This window comes from Bartonella sp. LJL80, assembly GCF_054871565.1.
Window position 1 is genome coordinate 46,287 of sequence record NZ_JBTXLM010000007.1, and the last position, 17,835, is coordinate 64,121.

Genomic DNA, 17,835 nt, shown 5'->3' on the forward strand with positions numbered 1-17,835 from the left:
TTCTAACATTCCCCACTGGGCGACAATAAACCCCTTTATTTCTGTAATTCAAACACCATATGGTAACGTTATGAGAACGTCTAAAAAAAAGAATTCAGATGCGGGTGCAGTTAAAGGCTTTGGTGAACGCCCCCAAGCGCCGTTCGAAGGTGTTCCTTTGAGCGGTGACATTTCCAATTGGGCCGCCGAGATCAATCAACAGGCAGAAAAACCAGAAAAAAAACCTGCTAAATTGCAAAAGCCTTCCAAACAGGCAGGAAGGACATCCCGCGGAACATCCATGGGAGGCGTCGCAACGGCCAAACAAAGGGCCGCTGCTGGACTTAACCCGGTTGCCGGACTTGACGTTTCTCTTGAGGATGCAGCAGCGCTTACCCCAGGCGGCGCGACAGCAACTGTCGAGGCATTGTCCGCGCTTATTGCTTCTGGTAATCCGCTTTTCAAAAACGGCGAATTATGGACGCCGCATCGACCTGCAAGACCCGAAAAATCCGAAGGCGGTATTCCATTCAAGATGGAAACGCCGTTTCAGCCATCCGGCGACCAGCCAACCGCGATCAAAGATTTGGTGGAAGGTATTCGAAGTGATGATCGGACGCAGGTTCTTCTCGGTGTAACCGGGTCTGGTAAAACATACACAATGGCAAAGGTCATTGAAGAGACTCAAAGACCCGCACTCATATTAGCACCGAACAAAACCCTCGCAGCGCAGCTATATGGCGAGTTCAAAAGTTTTTTCCCGAATAATGCTGTCGAATATTTCGTTTCTTATTACGATTATTATCAACCAGAAGCCTACGTTGCCCGTTCGGACACCTATATTGAAAAAGAATCATCGATAAACGAGCAGATAGACAGAATGCGCCATGCAGCGACGCGTGCCGTCTTGGAACGTGACGATGTCATCATTGTTGCATCTGTGTCTTGCATTTATGGTATCGGTTCGGTCGAAACCTATACTGCTATGACATTCCAGATGCAGGTTGGCGACCGCCTTGATCAACGGCAATTGCTGGCTGACCTTGTTGCCCAGCAATATCGCCGTCAGGATATTAATTTTGTACGCGGCTCGTTTCGAGTCCGTGGAGATACGATAGAAATATTTCCTGCCCACTTGGAAGATCGGGCATGGAGAATATCTTTGTTTGGTGACGAGATTGACTCGATAACCGAGTTTGATCCTTTGACTGGAAAAAAGACTGGCGACCTCAAATCGGTCAAAATTTATGCAAACTCGCATTATGTCACCCCTCGGCCAACGCTCAATCAAGCGATCAAGTCTATCAAGGACGAACTTCGTCATCGATTGGATGAATTGAACAGAGCCGGGCGTTTGCTGGAAGCCCAGCGTCTCGAACAGCGCACGACATTCGATTTGGAAATGTTGGAAGCGACAGGCTCCTGTGCGGGCATCGAAAACTATTCGCGTTATCTCACCGGCAGAAAGCCGGGTGAGCCGCCTCCGACAATGTTCGAATATATACCAGACAATGCCCTTATTTTTGCTGATGAGAGCCACGTCACAATACCCCAGATTGGCGGTATGTATCGCGGAGACTTCCGCCGTAAAGCAACCTTAGCCGAATACGGTTTTCGTCTGCCATCCTGTATGGATAACAGGCCGTTGCGCTTTGAAGAATGGGATGCAATGCGCCCGCAAACCATCGCAGTGTCTGCAACTCCTGGTGGCTGGGAGATGGAGCAGGCTGGCGGTGTGTTTGCCGAACAGGTTATCCGCCCGACCGGATTGATTGATCCACCGGTGGAAATCCGCCCTGCCCGCACGCAAGTGGATGACGTTCTAGGTGAAATACGTGAAACCACAACGCAGGGTTACCGTACTCTGGTCACTGTTTTAACCAAGCGAATGGCAGAGGATCTAACCGAATATCTGCATGAGCAAGGAATACGCGTGCGTTATATGCACTCGGATATCGATACACTTGAACGCATCGAGATTATCCGTGACTTGCGTCTTGGTGCCTTCGATGTATTGATCGGTATCAATCTATTGCGCGAAGGCTTGGATATTCCGGAATGCGGTTTCGTTGCGATCCTTGATGCCGATAAAGAAGGTTTCCTGCGTTCGGAAACGTCTCTCGTACAAACTATCGGACGCGCTGCAAGAAATGTCGATGGCCGCGTTATTCTTTATGCCGACAATAAGACTGGTTCGATGGAACGGGCGTTGTTGGAGACATCTCGCCGTCGCGAAAAGCAGATGGCCTATAATGTTGAACACAATATCACACCATCAAGTGTAAAGAAAAACATCGCCGATATTCTTGATTCCGTCTACGAACGCGATCACGTTCGGGCAGATATTTCTGGTTTTGCAGCCGATGGAAATATGGTGGGCAACAACCTTGCTACCCATATTCAACATATGGAAAAGCGTATGCGTGATGCCGCAGCCGATCTTGATTTCGAAGAGGCCGCGCGCTTGCGTGATGAAATTAAGCGTCTGCAAGAAACCGAATTGGCGATTGCAGACGATCCCTTGACCCGTGATGTCGAGCGAACAATAGAAAACAGCGGTAAGAAGAAGAGCCTGTTCGCCAAGCCTGACCTTGACCATATGGGCCCCAATATGGATGCCGGTATCCTTCGTCCAAACGAGACGGAAACCAAATTCCGTAAAAACACACTGGACGAGATGACGGTCAAGCGCACGGAACTTCCCACAGGTGGCGATGTGAAACCGGTCAAACGAGAACGCTCGGGCATAGGCTCCTATGAAGATCCGGCGGAGGTGGCACGTAAACGACGTCGTCCGGGAAAAACCGGCCGGCCAGGACGCTAGAGCATTTCCAACAAAAGTTGATAGACTTTTATTTCAGGAAGATGCGTTAAAACAGAGAGTTAGAGTGTATCCATGCCTCAATCAAAAACGGATTCGCTTTAGGGTCAGGACCTATTCAATTGAACGAAATGGTATGAGGAAATTTTGTTGAGAACGAGGGGAAGAGCCAAAGGAAATATGAATATCTTCAAGGGGCTTCGACTTGAATTTCAGCAAAATTGACCATATCCCGAAGGCACACAAAAATAGCTTCGATGTGCATGTTAGGAAAGCTCATACCTAACTATACCACTTGGCTTTCGCTTTCCTTCGTGCATCTCTTTGCTGTTTAGAGCGGTTCCCGATTGATGTAAATCGTCAATCGGATAAGATACCGCGACAAATCAAAAGCTTGAGACGCGCCGGCCTGATAGCATCAGGTCGAAAAGCGCTCTATTTTGCCATATCATTCAAATGAATAAGTCCTGACCCTAGGCCTTGCAATAGAAGCATATAAATACTGCAGCTACTGTTTCTTCAGCAAGCAGCTGCGGCCATTTATATGGTGCCTTTACGTGGCGACCATTTTGAACCAAGTTCTTCGGACTTAAAAGTAGTTATAGCGAGATCGTTGATCCTTTAATTTTCCATAAAAGCTTCATTCTGATTTGCAGCAGCCGGCAAGGCAGGTTTTATTGAAGCTCCTCTGTTTGTCCAAAACATTAGAACCCGACGCCCATAGTTGTGACATTTAACAATTTCCAGGCTTTTTCACTCGATAGCCGGAAGCCTCAGCCATGCAACCGTTTGAAAAGCTTTTCCATATTTTACCATTTGAAGCACAAACAGGGCGATATTCTCGCGTACAAGCTTTGGATGGCACTGTTGCTACTGTTCCTGCAGGCGTGTCGACTGAACGGCACTGTCCTTGTGCCATAACACTGTAGCCTGCACGTTTTGCCTCGCACGGATTGGAAAAATTAGCTGTTGCTGCACCCTTGATACCACAGACCGGTTGATAAAGGAGCGGACATACTTTTGGTGTTCGGTCGGGTTGATTATCGGCCTTTGTGACACAGCCTGCTATCATGAGCAGTGCTGAAAATGTGATGGATATAGATGTCAAAGTTCGCATTTAAACCTCCTGTCAGATGGTACAGATAGAAGTGCAGCAACATCTGACAAGAATAAAACCAAGAAAGGACTTGCCAAAATCTCGTTTTTAAAGCAATCTCAAATTGTTCGGGCATTTTACGAACATTGGAAGACCGTTAACAGGCGTACCATGGCCGCTATAAGTCTTGGGCCGGTGAAAACTGGTAAATAGAGTGCTTTCCAGACTTCAAGAACTGCCTGCATAGTACCGTTTTGCGTATGGTGCGTGATGCGGTTTTTTTGAAATGAGGCCTGTTTAACAGGCGGCCAGACAAGGAAACATTCTATGGCTCAGACCGGCGAAGTAAAGTTCTTCAACAATGATAAAGGTTTTGGTTTCATTAAGCCCGATGACGGCAGCGCTGATATCTTTGTTCATATCTCGGCAGTGCAGGCATCAGGCCTTACAGGCTTGAATGATGCCCAGAAAGTTTCTTTCGACACTGAACCTGATCGTCGTGGCAAAGGCCCGAAAGCCGTCAATATCAGTGTAATAGGCTGATTAGACCACCAACATCCTATTGAGAAAACCGGATCTTCGATCCGGTTTTTTTATTTCAGCGCATTACACAATGTGATGAAAAAACATGCTTAACAGCATATTTACCACAATAAAAACACAAGGCGTGTTCAGTTTGGGTTCAGCAAGCAACGGTTAAAATCGCTGCTAACGAAACACATTCAAAGGAGTTACGCCATGAACAAGTTTACGAAAATGGCGGTACTTTCAACGGTAGCCGCTGCTACACTTATCGCGCCGATTGTAGGTGCATCAGCACGCGATCGCTATTATGATCGTTGGGACGGGCCACGTTATTATGACCACCACCGCCATCACCGCGGTAATGGCAATGCTGTCGCAGCAGGCGTAGTTGGTCTTGCAGCAGGAGCTATCATCGGGAGTGCTTTGTCACAACCTGCGCAGCCGCAAGTTATCTATCAGGCACCACCGCCTCCGCCCCCTGCCTATTATCCTGCTGCACCGGCTTATTATCCGCCAGCACCTGCTGCCTATCGTCCGGTTTACCAACCTTGGACACCTGCATGGCATCAATATTGCTCTAGCAAGTATCGTTCATTCAACCCACAGACCGGTACGTATCGCGGTTACGATGGTATGGACCATTTCTGTAACGCCAATTAAGCGATCCAGATAGAAAAATGAATAGCCCTGTTTACTACAGGGCTTTTTGTTTATAGTGCCATCCATTACGCTATGATTGGCAAATACACATGCTGGAACGTATTGAAAAATACACCATTAGTTAATCGGGGAGCCACGTCCATGTTCTGCCTTGACGACAACACATTAATGTCAATGCTGAAAGATGATTGCCCTTTTGATGATATCACGACCAACGGTTTAGGTATAAGCCATGTCGATGCAACGGCCGATTTTTTCGCACGTGGTTCCATGGTGCTGTGCGGTGTGGAAGAAGCTGCAAGATTAAGCGAATTGTCAGGCGCCCATGTTCAGCTACATATGACTAGCGGCGATCGTTGTAACGCTGGCGATATTGTTTTAAGTATCAAAGGCAAAGCGGGCGCTATCCACCGCAGCTATAAGCTTGGCCAAACCCTGATGGAAGTTTTATCCGGCATTTCTACGCGAACAAATAAAATCGTTCAGGCGGCCCAAAAAGGCAATCCAAACTGCCATGTCACTTGCACACGCAAACATATGCCCGGTGTCAAAGCTGCATGCTTGAAAGCCGTTTGCGTTGCGGGTGCGTCGCCCCACCGGTTGGGGCTTTCCGATTTTGTTTTGGTTTTCGACCAACATCGAGTTCTTTTGCCCCAAGGCGTAAAGCTGATTGATGTTTTCTCACAATTGAAACATTCAGCCCCAGAAAGAAAGTTGGCAGTTGAAGCCGATACGGTTGATGAAGCGATTATTTTTGCGCAAGCGGGCGCCGATATTGTCCAGATGGATAAGGTTTCATCGGAAGATATTAGCGGCTTGAAAAAGCTTTTATCATCTAAAAACCTTTCGACGCTTGTTTCAGCAGCAGGCGGTATTAACGAAAATAATGCAGAAAGCTATGCAAGAGCTGGTGCTGATATTTTGGTAACGTCGCAACCCTATTATGCGTCACCCTGCGATATAAAAGTTGCGATAAACCAAGGGCGATAATTGCTGCTTTGTTATTGTTGAAAGCAAAGCTGATTAGCTGAAAAGTTGATCTTTTGACCTTTATCTATACGAGCAAACGATTGTGGCGTTTTGATACGGCATGGGCGTCCATTGATTTCAACAATAATCCACGCCCCAGATGGGTCATATGAAAGGAAGTAACCTTCCAAACAGTTCAAAGCATTTTCTTGTTTCATCATATTGGCAGAGCCAACCGCATAATCGCTAGTTATTTGTCCTTTATCAACTTCAATAATCCGATCACACAAACGTAATAGCTCGGTTGCATCATGGCTCACCATAATGGTGGTCAAATTGAAAATACGGTGTAGCCGTAATATCTCTTCCTGCAAATGCTCTCTCATTTCCGGATCGAGTGAAGCCAAGGGCTCATCAAGCAACAAAATATCTGGTTTGCGTGCCAATGTACGGATAAGGGCAAGCCGCTGTTTTTGGCCACCTGAAAGTTGGCTTGGATAGGCTCTCCCCAATTGTGCCAATCCAACCAAATCGAGATACTCGAAAATTCTATTTTTATCGGTTTTCTTTGCCATGGCATATCGCAATTGCCCTGCCACAGTCATGTTGGGAAAAAGTGCAAAATCCTGAAACACCAAACCGATATTGCGCTTCTGCACCTTGAGATTTTTCTTGGTTTGACTATCAAACCAACAATCTCGTCCAATTCGTATAAAACCGGATTCAGGCTTGCTCAAACCGGAAATCATACGCAAAAGTGTTGTTTTTCCTGCACCCGATGGTCCCCGAACCCCCAGAAAACAGCCGTTTTCAACCTCCAACCTGATCTCGAGTTGAAAAACACCACCCGAACCATGCAGCGCTTTGGATAAGGACAGATCGATAAAACTATGGTCCATATATCAACCGTTATAAAGCGAAACTATACAACGATTTTTAGCCATGTTATAGCGCAACGGCAAGCTTAAAATGCGCAATTAAAGGGACAAAGCCAATGCTGAAACTTTCCTTGCTTACCATTCTGATGACTTCCATGGCAGTGCCTGCATTTTCAGGTGAAATAACCATTGCCGCAGCCGGTGGTTATCGCAAGCCCTTAACCGAGCTTGTGACCGTTTATGAAAAAAATCATCAAGACAAGGTTTATCAAGTTTATGGTCATATGGGCCAAATAGTTTCACAGGCAAAAGAGAGCAACGACATTGCCCTTCTATGTGGTGACAAAAGCGTGCTGGATCATTCCGGTTTAGAGTTTCAATCCATGCTTGATCTTGGCCCCGGACGTTTGGTCCTAGCTTTTCGAAAAGGTCTGACGCTGGATAATCCAAGTGATATCGTAAAAGACGAATTCAAGCGCATTGGCATTCCCGACCAAAAAAATGCCATTTATGGCATGGCCGGAAGGCAATTTCTGGATCGTAGCCAGCTTGCTGATAAGGTCGATGGCAAGCTTGTGCCAGTTGCCAGTGTTCCACAAGTCACAAGTTATCTTGTGAGCGGCGATCTTGATGCCGGTTTTGTCAATGCTACCGATGCCATGAGTGCGGGCGATAAAATTGGCGGTTTCATAGTTGTTTCAACACGAGATTATGATGCCATCAAAATTGCTTGTGGGTTGATAACCGAACGCGGTGATAAGAAAACGGTCAATGCCTTTATCGATTTTCTGCAAACGCAGACTGCCAAAGACATCCTTACCCGCTACGGTTTATAAATGATCCACGCACAAACGCTTCTCTCGATCTTGTGCGATCCAGCTTTGCTTGAGCCAGCATGGCTGACTATCAAAGTGGTCTTGACAACATTTATCATCCACATGGTGCTTGGTGCAGGTTTGGGATGGGCGTTGGCGCAACCGCATTGGCCAGGCCGAACGCTCCTTGATATTGTAGTAACATTGCCCTTGGTATTTCCACCTATGGCACTTGGCTTTTTTCTGCTGATTTTGTTGGGTCGCCGCAGCTTTTTGGCTGAGTGGCTAGATCAAGGTCTGGGTTTGAGTTTTGTATTTACCGTAGAAGGTGTCATCCTTGCATCCGTTATTGCCGGCTTGCCACTCGTTGTTAAACCCGTCGAATCTGCCATTCGGGCTTTGCCGAAAAACCTGTTGGAAGCATCGCGCACTTTAGGCCATAATGAATGGACAGGTTTTCTCAGAATTATCCTGCCCAATATTAAAGGCATCTTCATCGCCAGCCTGATTTTGGGCACAGCCAGAGCCATTGGTGAAGTTGGCATAACCTTGATGCTTGGTGGCAACATCATAGGTAAGACCAACACCATATCGCTCGAAATTTATAACGCGGTTTTTAACACCGAATATGACCGCGCCATGGCCTTGTCCTTGGCCTTAGCCGTGGTTTCTATGGGTGTCTTTATTCTTCTGCGCCGATTCTCTGCAAAAAGCCCGGATTTGATTTAGGTGCTGTCAGTTTATGATAACGCATCACAAACCTTGAATGAATGGATTGTTTCTACGTTCATCACCGATGCTACTGCCGGGTCCATGTCCACAAATAAAGCCGACATCATCACCCAGTGGCAAAACCTTTTCCTTAATTGAACGCATAAGATCGTCATGGTTACAAAATGGAAAATCTGTGCGGCCGATAGAACCATGAAACAGGACATCGCCCAAAAGTGCAAATTTGGCTGGCGCATTATAATAAATCACATGACCTGGCGCATGGCCCGGTGTATGAAAAACCTGAAATGCGTGGCCGGCACAATCGACAACATCACCATCGCTAAGCCACCGGTCAGGCGTACAATTGCGGACATCCGGCAAGCGATAGTCGATGGCTTTTTCCTCCAGCGTATCCATCAGCGGTTTATCATCGTGATGTGAACCAATGATTTGTACACCAAGCGCTTCCTTCGCTTGCATGGCTGCGCCAACATGATCAATATGCCCGTGTGTGATCCATATTGCCTTCACTGTTACGCCTGCTTTTTCAATTTCGTTAGCGATCCGCGGCCACTCACCACCTGGATCCACCAGAACGCCTTCCCTGCTTTGCTCATCAAAAAGCAATGTGCAATTTTGCTGAAATGGCGTAACCGGTATGATATGCGCTTTTAGTTTGCCCATAATGTCTCCTTTAGGGATAAAACAATACGAAAAACGGGTAAAATCGTCCGCCGAATCTCGAATTATCATGATATTTCAAGCCAAAAAAAGCAAAGCTTCTTGTTGTACAATATTTTGCCGTGTTTATTGGTCTATAAACGATGGAGATCGCCTCGACAGGTGGCACTCCTTTAGATACACTGACGTTTTTATCGGGCTTATCTTACCATGACGGAACATACTCCTACATTCTCAGACGATGCACCACACCTTTTGGTGATCGATGATGATACCCGTATTCGTGGACTGCTCTCACAATTCTTGGTCAAGAACGGTTTTCGTGTCTCTGTCGCTGCAAGTGCTGACGAAGCCCGACGGCAATTATTGGGCCTTGATTTCGATATGCTGATTGTAGATGTCATGATGCCGGGCGAAAATGGCATTTCCCTCACCCGATCACTGCGTGAAACGAAAACTGTTCCCATACTCATGCTCACAGCTCTTTCGGAGACGGACAACCGTATTGATGGGTTAGAAGCAGGTGCCGACGATTATCTACCAAAGCCATTCGACCCGAGGGAACTATTGTTGCGGATTAACGCAATCTTGCGCCGTGGCGCAACTCCGGGGCAGCCCAAAATAGAACAGGTGGTGTTCGGACCTTATACTTTCTCCATTCCGCGACGCGAATTAAAAAAAGCCGGAGAGGTTATCAAACTGACAGACCGTGAACAGGAAATCATGGTGATCTTTACCGAACATGCCGGTGATACGATTCCACGTCATGAGCTTGCCGCCGGTGAAGGTGAAGTAGGAGAACGGACTATTGACGTGCAGATAAACCGGTTGCGTCGCAAGATCGAGAATGACCCAGCCAATCCAGTGTGGCTTCAGACCGTTCGCGGGATCGGCTACAAATTGTCAATCGAATAGGCGGATAAATGGCCGGGCCGGTGAGCAGTTTTGGGCGTTGGCTGGCAAGGAAGATGCCGAAGCGTCTCTATGCGCGTTCGTTGATTATCATCATCGCTCCTATGGTGCTGCTACAGTCGGTAATTGCATATGTCTTCATGGAGCGCCATTGGCAGATGGTCACAGAGCGGCTATCGACCGCTGTTGTGCGTGATATTTCGGCCATTATCGATATTATTGAAACCTATCCCCAAAACGATAACTACGACAATATCACGCGTATTGCACAACAACGCATGGGCTTGAATATCTCGATATTGCCGCCAGATCCACTCCCCCCGCCCGGCCCTAAGCCTTTTTTCGCAATCTTGGATTATTTCCTTAGTGAAGAGATCACACGACAGATCAATCGACCTTTCTGGATCGATACGGTCGGTGATTCCGATCTGGTTGAAATTCGTATTAGACTGGACAATAATGTGCTTCGCGTCTTTGCTATGCGTTCGCAAGCTTACGCATCCAATACGGGCATTTTCCTCAGCTGGATGATTGGTACTGCACTTGTGCTTCTAATTATTGCGATTTTCTTTCTACGCAATCAGATCAAACCGATACAGCAATTGGCAGCCGCAGCAGAAAGTTTTGGGCGTGGGCGACCATTGCCGGAAGGGTTTGAACCGCGCGGTGCCGAAGAAGTGCGGCGCGCTGGCATGGCATTTTTACGCATGAGGGAACGCATAGAACGACAGATTGAGCAGCGAACTATGATGCTTTCCGGCGTTAGCCATGATCTGCGCACCATATTGACACGCTTCAAGCTGCAACTGGCTCTGGCGGGCGGTTCATTCGATACCGGACCTTTGGAACAGGATATTTCAGACATGCAGAATATGCTGGAGGGCTATCTGGCTTTTGCCCGCGGCGAAGGTCCTGAGGATATCGGTACGCTTGATCTTGCGTTGCTGATGCATAAACTTGCAGAAGACGCTGAATTGCGTGATCGCGGGTTCACCTTCAAAATTGAAGGTGCCGCCGTCGTGCAATTACGGCCAAGGGCATTCTCACGCCTTGTCGGCAATCTTGTCTCCAACGCATTTCGTTATGCAAAAAATGTCGAGGTTTCAATCAGACATGATGCAGGTGAACTGCTCATCTTGGTTGATGATGACGGTCCGGGTATTCCGATTGCCATGCGTGAGGAAGTGTTTAAGCCATTCTTTCGCCTTGATGAGGCACGCAATCAGGATGCGAGTGGTACGGGTCTAGGTCTTTCTATCGCGCAAGATATCGCACGAAGCCATGGCGGTAATATTGGTCTAGACCAGAGCCCTATGGGTGGCTTACGTGTTATTGTCGAGATTCCGCTCTAGATTCCAACTCGTCGAAACAAATCTTACCGATAAATTCTTACAAGGTTATTCGCCTTGTCTCGAGATACTCCAATATGCATGCTTTGCCGGTTATGCGATATCACAAGCATAATCTCATGCAATATGGCAACCTTGTCTAGCTTTCTGCATTTCATGTGAAAGGAGGCCTATCATGCAGGCAAAATCAAAAGCGCAACAAAAAGCCGCAGGCGCGGCTTTGGCGGCAAAAAGAGGTAAACAGCCAAAATCAAAACTGAAAGGTGCCTCGAAAACTATGGAAAAGACGATGGGAGAGAACACGTTGAAAGAACTTGCCTCCACGAAAACGTCTACTTTACCGGACAGAAAAAACGCTTAGACTTCGCCAACAGGTCGCGTTTGCGCGATTGTTATGCATATTGAGGGTTTGATATCTGTTAGGCTTATGCAGCAATGCAGATGCGAACTCCAGTGACTATAATCATTGAAAATGCAAATTTTACAATTTGTATCGCATTTCCGAAAAACCGAACCACGCATTTCATGCAGTCTATTGAGTGATATGGCATCCACCAAAATAGAAACAGAAATGCATTGCTGCCGAATACGCGCAGATGGTTTTTGTTCTAAGAACTGACTTTTTTATCCTGCACCCTGGTGATGCATATTTTCGGAGTGAAAACTATAAAACACAGGATCCATCCAGAGGGACGGTAGTCTTATCGCGGCTGAATAACAGCGGCAAAACGATTGGCTTTTCAAAACATACGGCCGCCCAAAGGAACGTTCTTTGTCGGTGCCAACAATACAACATCACCATTTCCGTCGGGAACGCCTAGTGTCAATACTTCAGACATAAACGGACCTATCTGCCTCGGTGGGAAATTAACGACCGCCATAACCTGCCTGCCCACCAATTCTTCCAGATTATAATGCAGAGTAATTTGGGCAGAAGATTTTTTAATACCGATCTCGTTGCCGAAGTCGATTTTAAGCTTAAACGCTGGCTTACGTGCTTCGGGGAAAGCCTCCGCTTCGATGATGGTACCTACTCGGATATCAACCTTTAAAAATTCATCGAAGCTAATGTCTGTCATAGCTCAAGCACTTCCAATTGTTTCGAACAGCGCATATTGAAGGGCCTGCCTTGCCGGTGCACCCGACCAGGCAACCATTTGAAATGCGCAATAATGACTTTCGCATATTTCCAATGCATTGATCAACAATGTTTCTACCTGCGCATCAGATGGATGCAGCCCGCCCGCTAAAAGCAATGCCTGCCGATAAATGACGCTACCTGAAGTCTGCCAAAAATCAAAATGGCCCATAAGCAATTTTTCATTGATCGCAAGAAGCAGCCTGTGCATTTCTGCATACCGGTTCTGAGCAACGCTCAAATCAAACGCGCAAGCGAGATGCAACGCCTCATGATCTTCCATCCAAGAGAAAGCGATATGGTAATCTGCCCAACGGCCCTCGACGCATACACTGATTTCATCTTCTGCCGTACGCTCAAATGTCCAGTCATGCCCATAGGCAATCTGCTCGATCAGATCGACCGGATGTGCGTCTCGTTCCGTGTTGCCGAAGGCAAGCCTCATTTTTATTCCCCAATTCCAAAGCACGTCCCAATCGCCACACAAAGCAAGATCCACCATAGCGTCGCCGCCATCGTCCACCTGCCCGCATTGAATTGTAAACGCATTAAAACACTGATCCGCGCAGAGTGATTGGAAAACGCACACCAAATTTCCCACTGCGACCGACTTGATGGGTTGAATACGAATCATCAAGTATTTTCAGTGTATTGATCCAGAGTCAGAGTGCCAGCCCCCTGTTTCAAAAAAAAACACCAACCATAAAAAAACAGACCGAAAATAGATTCACGATCCGTTGTAACAGACTCTGGATTAAGGATTTTTTCCGACTTATTCACAGTCAGGAAAAACTGGGGATTATTTTTTACCTTGATCCTTCGAGGCGGCCGTTGTGGTGGTTTTTGCTTTCGCACTGGTTGACTTATCCATCGCATCGAGACGATTTTTGAGTTCCGCAACTTCAGCGCGTGCTTTTACCGCCATTTCTTTGACAACTTCGAACTCTTCACGCTGGACGAGATCCAGTTTATTCAACACCCTCTCGGCTTGGGCTCTAAATGCGGTCTCTGCTTCCCGACGCACGCCTTGCGCAGCACCAGCAGCATCTGTCATCAACTTTGCTAGTTCATCAAGAACCCGGTTCGGTCCGTTACTCATCTGGCCTATCCTTATAAATTACGTTCAATAGCTTCTTATATAGAACATTTTGGTGGAAAAGTGTTACCGCTTTTGTAAGACACTTCATATAAAACATTTATCTATTGTTTGGTTCCACCAGCATCGTTATCATTTGTCCGTCAAATTGCATGACTTGACCCGAACACATTCCTCGTTCATGTTCCGCATAAAAACAGGATAAAGATACTTTTACCATGAATGATTTACCTGTCTGCCCAGCTATAGCATTTCCAGATTTCCTCCATCCTGTTATTGCTCAAGTTGGCCCAATCTCGCTCCATTGGTATGGATTAGGCTATGTTGTCGGTATTCTATTTGCTTGGTGGTACGGCGTTTTCCTACTGAAACGGAAATCGTTATGGCATAACGCACAACCGCCAATGGCCGCAGAAAAACTGGGCGATTTTGTCGTGTGGGCTGCAATCGGTGTGGTCGTCGGTGGCAGACTCGGACAAGTATTGGTCTGGGACCCGCAATATTACTTCAATCATCCAGCCGAAATCATTGCCGTTTGGGACGGCGGTATGGCATTTCATGGCGGTTTGATCGGCACAATTATTGCTATGGTGCTATTTGCCCGAAAGAATGGAATTGGTATTTGGACAACCTTTGATACGGTGGCAGCCGGCGTTCCGGTTGGCCTCGGGCTCGTTCGTATATGCAATTTTATCAATCAGGAATTATGGGGCAATGTAACCGATGTCGCTTGGGCAGTATGCTTTCCAAACGATCCTGAGTATCTCCCCCGTCATCCCAGTCAATTATATGAAGCGGCAATGGAAGGCCTCATCCTGTTCATTATTCTGGCAATTCTTATCTTCGGCTTCAAAGCATTGCGCAAGCCCGGCATCGTATCGGGTACATTCATCATGGGATACGGGCTGGCAAGAATGATTTCAGAACTCTTCCGCGTACCGGGAGAGGATCCACAATGGTTTAGCACTTTGTTTCACTCGACCGGTTTTACCTACGGCATGGCGTTGTCGTTACCAATGGTACTATTTGGAATTTTCGCAATTTTCCGGGCAAACAAAATAGCGAAAAATACAATTCCTGTTGCCAAAATTTAAAATCTCCAAATGTCCGATTTAAAAGATAGAATCCGGCATATCATTAAAGCAAACGGCCCTTTGACCGTCGATCATTTCATGACCATGGCGTTGGGTGACCCCGACGCGGGTTATTACCAGACCGAACCGCCTTTCGGCCTGGATGGAGATTTCATCACTGCGCCTGACATCAGTCAGATGTTCGGTGAATTAATAGGAATCTGGGTTGTGTCGACTTGGCAGATGCTGGACGCGCCTGAAACATTCATTTTGAGCGAGATGGGGCCCGGTCGGGGCACTCTGATGGATGATGTTTTGCGCACACTTCAAAAACTGTCACCACAGTGTTTTGAAAGCGCCCATATCTTTATGGTAGAAACCAGCGATCGCCTGACGTGCGAACAAAAACAACGCCTTGCTCACCACTCTTGCAAAATAGAATGGGTAACAACCTTTGATCAGATTGCAAACGGCCCGTTGATCTTGATAGCAAATGAACTCTTGGACGCCATACCGATCCAGCAATTTGTGAAACACAATAACAAATGGCACGAACGCCTGATCTCATTGGATGATGACAATGGTTTTATGTTCATCATCGGCGAGCATACTCTCGACGACCAGAATCTGCCGACCAAATATAAAAATCTGGAAGATGAAAGCATCCTGGAAGTCGCTCCATTAAGAAACCAGCTCGTGGAACTGGTTGCCAAACGGCTTGCGAATACCCGCGGATGTGCCTTGCTGATCGATTATGGTGCTGGCGATCTGCCCTATGGTGACACTTTGCAGGCAATGTCGAAACATGAATATAGAGATATTTTCGATGCACCTGGCTTGCACGATTTGACCAGTCATGTTGATTTCACCTCATTACAGGCAGTCGCACGAAAGCAAAATTGTCTAGCTGCTATCGTGCCACAAGGCGAGTTCCTATTAAACATGGGACTGGTCGAAAGAGCTGGCCAACTGGGTGCAAATAAGAACGCGGATGTTCAGGAACGGCTTCGTAGCGAAGTGGAACGTTTGGCTTCCCCCCAACATATGGGGCAGCTTTTCAAAGTACTGGCATTAAGTGATCAGGAAACAGGACTACATCCGGTGTTTTCAACTCCGCACTAGCCTATGCGATTGACAATGCTTATACTCTCACGCACCATCTCGTTCCGATCATCATTTTGGACTTTTCATGACACATCGTACATCCCCCGTCTTTTCTCCAGCGCTGTCAACTTTGCGCAGGAATAATATTATACACGGTTTTTTCACGCGCAAAGGCGGCGTATCAGAAGGGATTTACAAGAGTTTGAACGTTGGTCAAGGTTCGAGCGACGATCCGAAAAACGTTGACATTAACAGACAGATCGTCGCCAATTCCATTGGTGTAGACGTGACGCATCTGGTGAATGCCTATCAAATTCATTCCCCTGAAGCTCTTATTGTCGAAAAGCCATTCACAGGTGAACGCCCGAAAGCGGATGCCCTCGTTTCAAATGTACCGGGCTTAGCATTAGCTGTTTTGACAGCGGATTGTGGGCCAATATTATTTACCGACCATAAGGCCGGAGTGGTAGCCGCTGCCCATGCGGGTTGGCGCGGTGCTCTCGGAGGTGTCGTCGAAAACACCGTTGAAACAATGGAAAAATTGGGTGCTCAGCGCAGCGAAATCACTGCAGTTTTAGGCCCCTGTATCGGGCCAAGGCATTATGAAGTTACGAATGAATTTTTAGAGACTTTTACTGCGCAACGACAGGATTATGCATGTTTTTTTACTCCGACTGAAAAGGATGACCATTTTCTTTTTAATCTATGGGGCTTTATCATCCATCGGTTTGACAAAGCAGGCATCAAAGGCGAAAGCTTGGACATCTGTACCTATGCAGATGAAGAACGGTTCTTTTCCTACCGTCGTAAAACACATCGCAATGAGCCTGATTACGGGCGGCAAATCTCTGTCATCATGCTGGAGAACACAAAATGAGTTTATTTTTTACACCGGAAGAATATCAAAGTCGTAAGGACAAGCTCATCGAAAAAATGCAACAAGATAAACTTGATGCAATTCTGCTCTTTGCGCAAGAAAGCATGTATTGGCTTACCGGATATGATACTTTCGGGTTCTGTTTTTTCCAATGTCTTATCGTTACAAATGAGGGAAAAACAGTTTTGCTCACCCGTTCCCCCGACCTTCGGCAGGCGCGAGCGACATCCAATATTGAAGATATTGTTCTTTGGAGAGACAGGGAGCAAGCCAATCCCGCTTTGGATCTGCGCAATCTTCTTAGTGAAATGAACCTATTGGGCTGTAAAATCGGTGTTGAGTATCGGGCTCATGGGCTGACAGCTGCAAATGGAAGACTTGTTGACGAACAGCTGACGAGTTTTGGCAAAATCAGTGATGTATCAGGCCTAATAGACAATCTCCGCCTGATTAAAAGCCCAACCGAAATTTCGTGTATCCGCAAGGCTGCCGAACTTACGGACAATGCCTTGGACAAAGCTTTAAAGATCGTGCGCTCTGGTGCACATGAAGCCGACATTCTGGCAACCATGATGAAGGCCAATTTTGCCGGCGATGGAGATTTTCCGGCCAACGAATATGTCATCGGTTCTGGTGATGATGCTTTGCTCTGTCGGTATAAATCCGGAAGGCGCAACTTAAGCGAAAATGACCAGCTGACTCTGGAATGGTCCGGTGTTTATCGGCATTATCATGCACCAATGATGCGCACGGTCATTGTCGGGATACCGACCCCGCGCCATGAACAACTTTATGTTGCCGTGCGTGAAACATTGGAAGAGATGGAAAAATATCTTGTGCCCGGTGCGACTTTCGGTGATGTATTCGACGCCAACACACGCATCCTCGAACAGCATGATTTAACCCGTCACCGTTTTAATGCATGTGGCTATTCCATTGGAGCACGTTTCACGCCGTCATGGATGGAAATGCAACAATTTCACGTTGGAAATAGTATGGAAATTCAGCCTAATATGACATTATTCGCCCATGTGATGATTTTTGACTCTGAAACCAATACAGCCATGACGTTGGCGCGCAGCTATCTTATCACCGAAAACGGAAACGAGAGCCTATCCCGCCATCCGCTGGATTTGATTACCTGTTAA

19 protein-coding genes are annotated in these 17,835 nt (G+C 46.9%); 13 read left to right on the top strand and 6 right to left on the bottom strand.

Going from position 1 to position 17,835, the window contains the following annotated elements:
• Positions 1-70 precede the first annotated feature (70 nt).
• Positions 71-2,803, top strand: a complete 2,733-nt coding sequence (gene uvrB, locus ACYSNS_RS11385) for an excinuclease ABC subunit UvrB (protein ID WP_461723283.1) — start codon at positions 71-73, stop codon at positions 2,801-2,803.
• A 730-nt stretch (positions 2,804-3,533) separates the two neighbouring features.
• On the opposite strand, the gene ACYSNS_RS11390 is transcribed toward uvrB, so the two are convergent.
• On the bottom strand, positions 3,534-3,917 hold the full coding sequence (locus tag ACYSNS_RS11390; RefSeq protein ID WP_461723284.1) for a Kazal-type serine protease inhibitor domain-containing protein: 384 nt from the start codon (positions 3,915-3,917) through the stop codon (positions 3,534-3,536).
• 306 nt (positions 3,918-4,223) lie between these two features.
• Between ACYSNS_RS11390 and ACYSNS_RS11395 the strand changes: the two genes are divergently transcribed.
• The 3 genes from ACYSNS_RS11395 (at position 4,224) to modD (ending at position 6,071) form a co-directional block, all read left to right on the top strand.
• A complete protein-coding gene (locus ACYSNS_RS11395; protein WP_461723285.1) occupies positions 4,224-4,439 on the top strand; it encodes a cold-shock protein in 216 nt (71 codons plus the stop codon).
• 195 nt (positions 4,440-4,634) lie between these two features.
• A complete protein-coding gene (locus ACYSNS_RS11400) occupies positions 4,635-5,081 on the top strand; it encodes a BA14K family protein (RefSeq protein ID WP_461723286.1) in 447 nt (148 codons plus the stop codon).
• A gap of 141 nt (positions 5,082-5,222) precedes the next feature.
• Positions 5,223-6,071: a ModD protein gene (gene modD, locus ACYSNS_RS11405; protein WP_461723287.1), complete on the top strand. Its 849-nt coding sequence runs from the start codon at positions 5,223-5,225 to the stop codon at positions 6,069-6,071.
• Between the two features lie 11 nt (positions 6,072-6,082).
• Here the strand turns inward: modD and ACYSNS_RS11410 are convergent, their stop codons facing one another.
• Entirely contained in the window at positions 6,083-6,949 is an 867-nt protein-coding gene (locus ACYSNS_RS11410) for an ABC transporter ATP-binding protein (RefSeq protein ID WP_461723288.1), read from the bottom strand.
• 95 nt (positions 6,950-7,044) lie between these two features.
• On the opposite strand from ACYSNS_RS11410, the gene modA reads away from it, so the two are divergent.
• Positions 7,045-7,764, top strand: coding sequence for a molybdate ABC transporter substrate-binding protein (gene modA, locus ACYSNS_RS11415; RefSeq protein WP_461723289.1), 720 nt, complete (start codon positions 7,045-7,047; stop codon positions 7,762-7,764).
• Entirely contained in the window at positions 7,765-8,472 is a 708-nt protein-coding gene (gene modB, locus ACYSNS_RS11420) for a molybdate ABC transporter permease subunit (RefSeq protein ID WP_461723290.1), read from the top strand.
• A gap of 24 nt (positions 8,473-8,496) precedes the next feature.
• Here the strand turns inward: modB and ACYSNS_RS11425 are convergent, their stop codons facing one another.
• Entirely contained in the window at positions 8,497-9,141 is a 645-nt protein-coding gene (locus tag ACYSNS_RS11425) for an MBL fold metallo-hydrolase (protein ID WP_461723291.1), read from the bottom strand.
• A 207-nt stretch (positions 9,142-9,348) separates the two neighbouring features.
• On the opposite strand from ACYSNS_RS11425, the gene ACYSNS_RS11430 reads away from it, so the two are divergent.
• The 3 genes from ACYSNS_RS11430 to ACYSNS_RS11440 all read left to right on the top strand — a co-directional run bounded on the left by ACYSNS_RS11430 (position 9,349) and on the right by ACYSNS_RS11440 (position 11,760).
• Positions 9,349-10,053: a response regulator gene (locus ACYSNS_RS11430; protein ID WP_461723292.1), complete on the top strand. Its 705-nt coding sequence runs from the start codon at positions 9,349-9,351 to the stop codon at positions 10,051-10,053.
• An 8-nt stretch (positions 10,054-10,061) separates the two neighbouring features.
• Positions 10,062-11,402 (top strand): ATP-binding protein, encoded by a 1,341-nt coding sequence (locus tag ACYSNS_RS11435; protein ID WP_461723293.1) that lies wholly within the window; start codon positions 10,062-10,064, stop codon positions 11,400-11,402.
• A 172-nt stretch (positions 11,403-11,574) separates the two neighbouring features.
• The gene (locus ACYSNS_RS11440; RefSeq protein ID WP_461723294.1) at positions 11,575-11,760 is read left to right on the top strand and encodes a DUF3008 family protein; all 186 of its coding nucleotides are present in this window, start codon (positions 11,575-11,577) and stop codon (positions 11,758-11,760) included.
• A 379-nt stretch (positions 11,761-12,139) separates the two neighbouring features.
• On the opposite strand, the gene ACYSNS_RS11445 is transcribed toward ACYSNS_RS11440, so the two are convergent.
• The 3 genes from ACYSNS_RS11445 to ACYSNS_RS11455 all read right to left on the bottom strand — a co-directional run bounded on the left by ACYSNS_RS11445 (position 12,140) and on the right by ACYSNS_RS11455 (position 13,636).
• Positions 12,140-12,478 (bottom strand): tRNA-binding protein, encoded by a 339-nt coding sequence (locus ACYSNS_RS11445; RefSeq protein WP_461723295.1) that lies wholly within the window; start codon positions 12,476-12,478, stop codon positions 12,140-12,142.
• Positions 12,479-12,481: 3 nt separating this feature from the next.
• Positions 12,482-12,982: a type III secretion system chaperone family protein gene (locus ACYSNS_RS11450; protein ID WP_461723372.1), complete on the bottom strand. Its 501-nt coding sequence runs from the start codon at positions 12,980-12,982 to the stop codon at positions 12,482-12,484.
• A gap of 354 nt (positions 12,983-13,336) precedes the next feature.
• Positions 13,337-13,636 (bottom strand): accessory factor UbiK family protein, encoded by a 300-nt coding sequence (locus ACYSNS_RS11455; protein ID WP_461723296.1) that lies wholly within the window; start codon positions 13,634-13,636, stop codon positions 13,337-13,339.
• A gap of 215 nt (positions 13,637-13,851) precedes the next feature.
• On the opposite strand from ACYSNS_RS11455, the gene lgt reads away from it, so the two are divergent.
• The 4 genes from lgt to ACYSNS_RS11475 all read left to right on the top strand — a co-directional run bounded on the left by lgt (position 13,852) and on the right by ACYSNS_RS11475 (position 17,835).
• Positions 13,852-14,727 (top strand): prolipoprotein diacylglyceryl transferase, encoded by an 876-nt coding sequence (gene lgt, locus ACYSNS_RS11460; protein ID WP_461723297.1) that lies wholly within the window; start codon positions 13,852-13,854, stop codon positions 14,725-14,727.
• Between the two features lie 9 nt (positions 14,728-14,736).
• Positions 14,737-15,828: a class I SAM-dependent methyltransferase gene (locus ACYSNS_RS11465; protein ID WP_461723298.1), complete on the top strand. Its 1,092-nt coding sequence runs from the start codon at positions 14,737-14,739 to the stop codon at positions 15,826-15,828.
• Between the two features lie 67 nt (positions 15,829-15,895).
• Positions 15,896-16,687 (top strand): peptidoglycan editing factor PgeF, encoded by a 792-nt coding sequence (gene pgeF, locus ACYSNS_RS11470; protein WP_461723299.1) that lies wholly within the window; start codon positions 15,896-15,898, stop codon positions 16,685-16,687.
• Positions 16,684-17,835 carry a M24 family metallopeptidase gene (locus tag ACYSNS_RS11475; protein WP_461723300.1) on the top strand — a complete coding sequence of 384 codons (1,152 nt, stop codon included), beginning with the start codon at positions 16,684-16,686 and terminating at the stop codon, positions 17,833-17,835. Before pgeF ends, ACYSNS_RS11475 begins: the two co-directional genes overlap by 4 nt.

Bases quoted from the DNA above. Each gene is read 5' to 3' on its own strand.
- uvrB (WP_461723283.1), top strand. From the start codon at position 71: ATGAGAACGTCTAAAAAAAAGAATTCAGATGCGGGTGCAGTTAAAGGC.
- ACYSNS_RS11390 (WP_461723284.1), bottom strand. From the start codon at position 3,917: ATGCGAACTTTGACATCTATATCCATCACATTTTCAGCACTGCTCATG.
- ACYSNS_RS11395 (WP_461723285.1), top strand. From the start codon at position 4,224: ATGGCTCAGACCGGCGAAGTAAAGTTCTTCAACAATGATAAAGGTTTT.
- ACYSNS_RS11400 (WP_461723286.1), top strand. From the start codon at position 4,635: ATGAACAAGTTTACGAAAATGGCGGTACTTTCAACGGTAGCCGCTGCT.
- modD (WP_461723287.1), top strand. From the start codon at position 5,223: ATGTTCTGCCTTGACGACAACACATTAATGTCAATGCTGAAAGATGAT.
- ACYSNS_RS11410 (WP_461723288.1), bottom strand. From the start codon at position 6,949: ATGGACCATAGTTTTATCGATCTGTCCTTATCCAAAGCGCTGCATGGT.
- modA (WP_461723289.1), top strand. From the start codon at position 7,045: ATGCTGAAACTTTCCTTGCTTACCATTCTGATGACTTCCATGGCAGTG.
- modB (WP_461723290.1), top strand. From the start codon at position 7,765: ATGATCCACGCACAAACGCTTCTCTCGATCTTGTGCGATCCAGCTTTG.
- ACYSNS_RS11425 (WP_461723291.1), bottom strand. From the start codon at position 9,141: ATGGGCAAACTAAAAGCGCATATCATACCGGTTACGCCATTTCAGCAA.
- ACYSNS_RS11430 (WP_461723292.1), top strand. From the start codon at position 9,349: ATGACGGAACATACTCCTACATTCTCAGACGATGCACCACACCTTTTG.
- ACYSNS_RS11435 (WP_461723293.1), top strand. From the start codon at position 10,062: ATGGCCGGGCCGGTGAGCAGTTTTGGGCGTTGGCTGGCAAGGAAGATG.
- ACYSNS_RS11440 (WP_461723294.1), top strand. From the start codon at position 11,575: ATGCAGGCAAAATCAAAAGCGCAACAAAAAGCCGCAGGCGCGGCTTTG.
- ACYSNS_RS11445 (WP_461723295.1), bottom strand. From the start codon at position 12,478: ATGACAGACATTAGCTTCGATGAATTTTTAAAGGTTGATATCCGAGTA.
- ACYSNS_RS11450 (WP_461723372.1), bottom strand. From the start codon at position 12,982: ATGAGGCTTGCCTTCGGCAACACGGAACGAGACGCACATCCGGTCGAT.
- ACYSNS_RS11455 (WP_461723296.1), bottom strand. From the start codon at position 13,636: ATGAGTAACGGACCGAACCGGGTTCTTGATGAACTAGCAAAGTTGATG.
- lgt (WP_461723297.1), top strand. From the start codon at position 13,852: ATGAATGATTTACCTGTCTGCCCAGCTATAGCATTTCCAGATTTCCTC.
- ACYSNS_RS11465 (WP_461723298.1), top strand. From the start codon at position 14,737: ATGTCCGATTTAAAAGATAGAATCCGGCATATCATTAAAGCAAACGGC.
- pgeF (WP_461723299.1), top strand. From the start codon at position 15,896: ATGACACATCGTACATCCCCCGTCTTTTCTCCAGCGCTGTCAACTTTG.
- ACYSNS_RS11475 (WP_461723300.1), top strand. From the start codon at position 16,684: ATGAGTTTATTTTTTACACCGGAAGAATATCAAAGTCGTAAGGACAAG.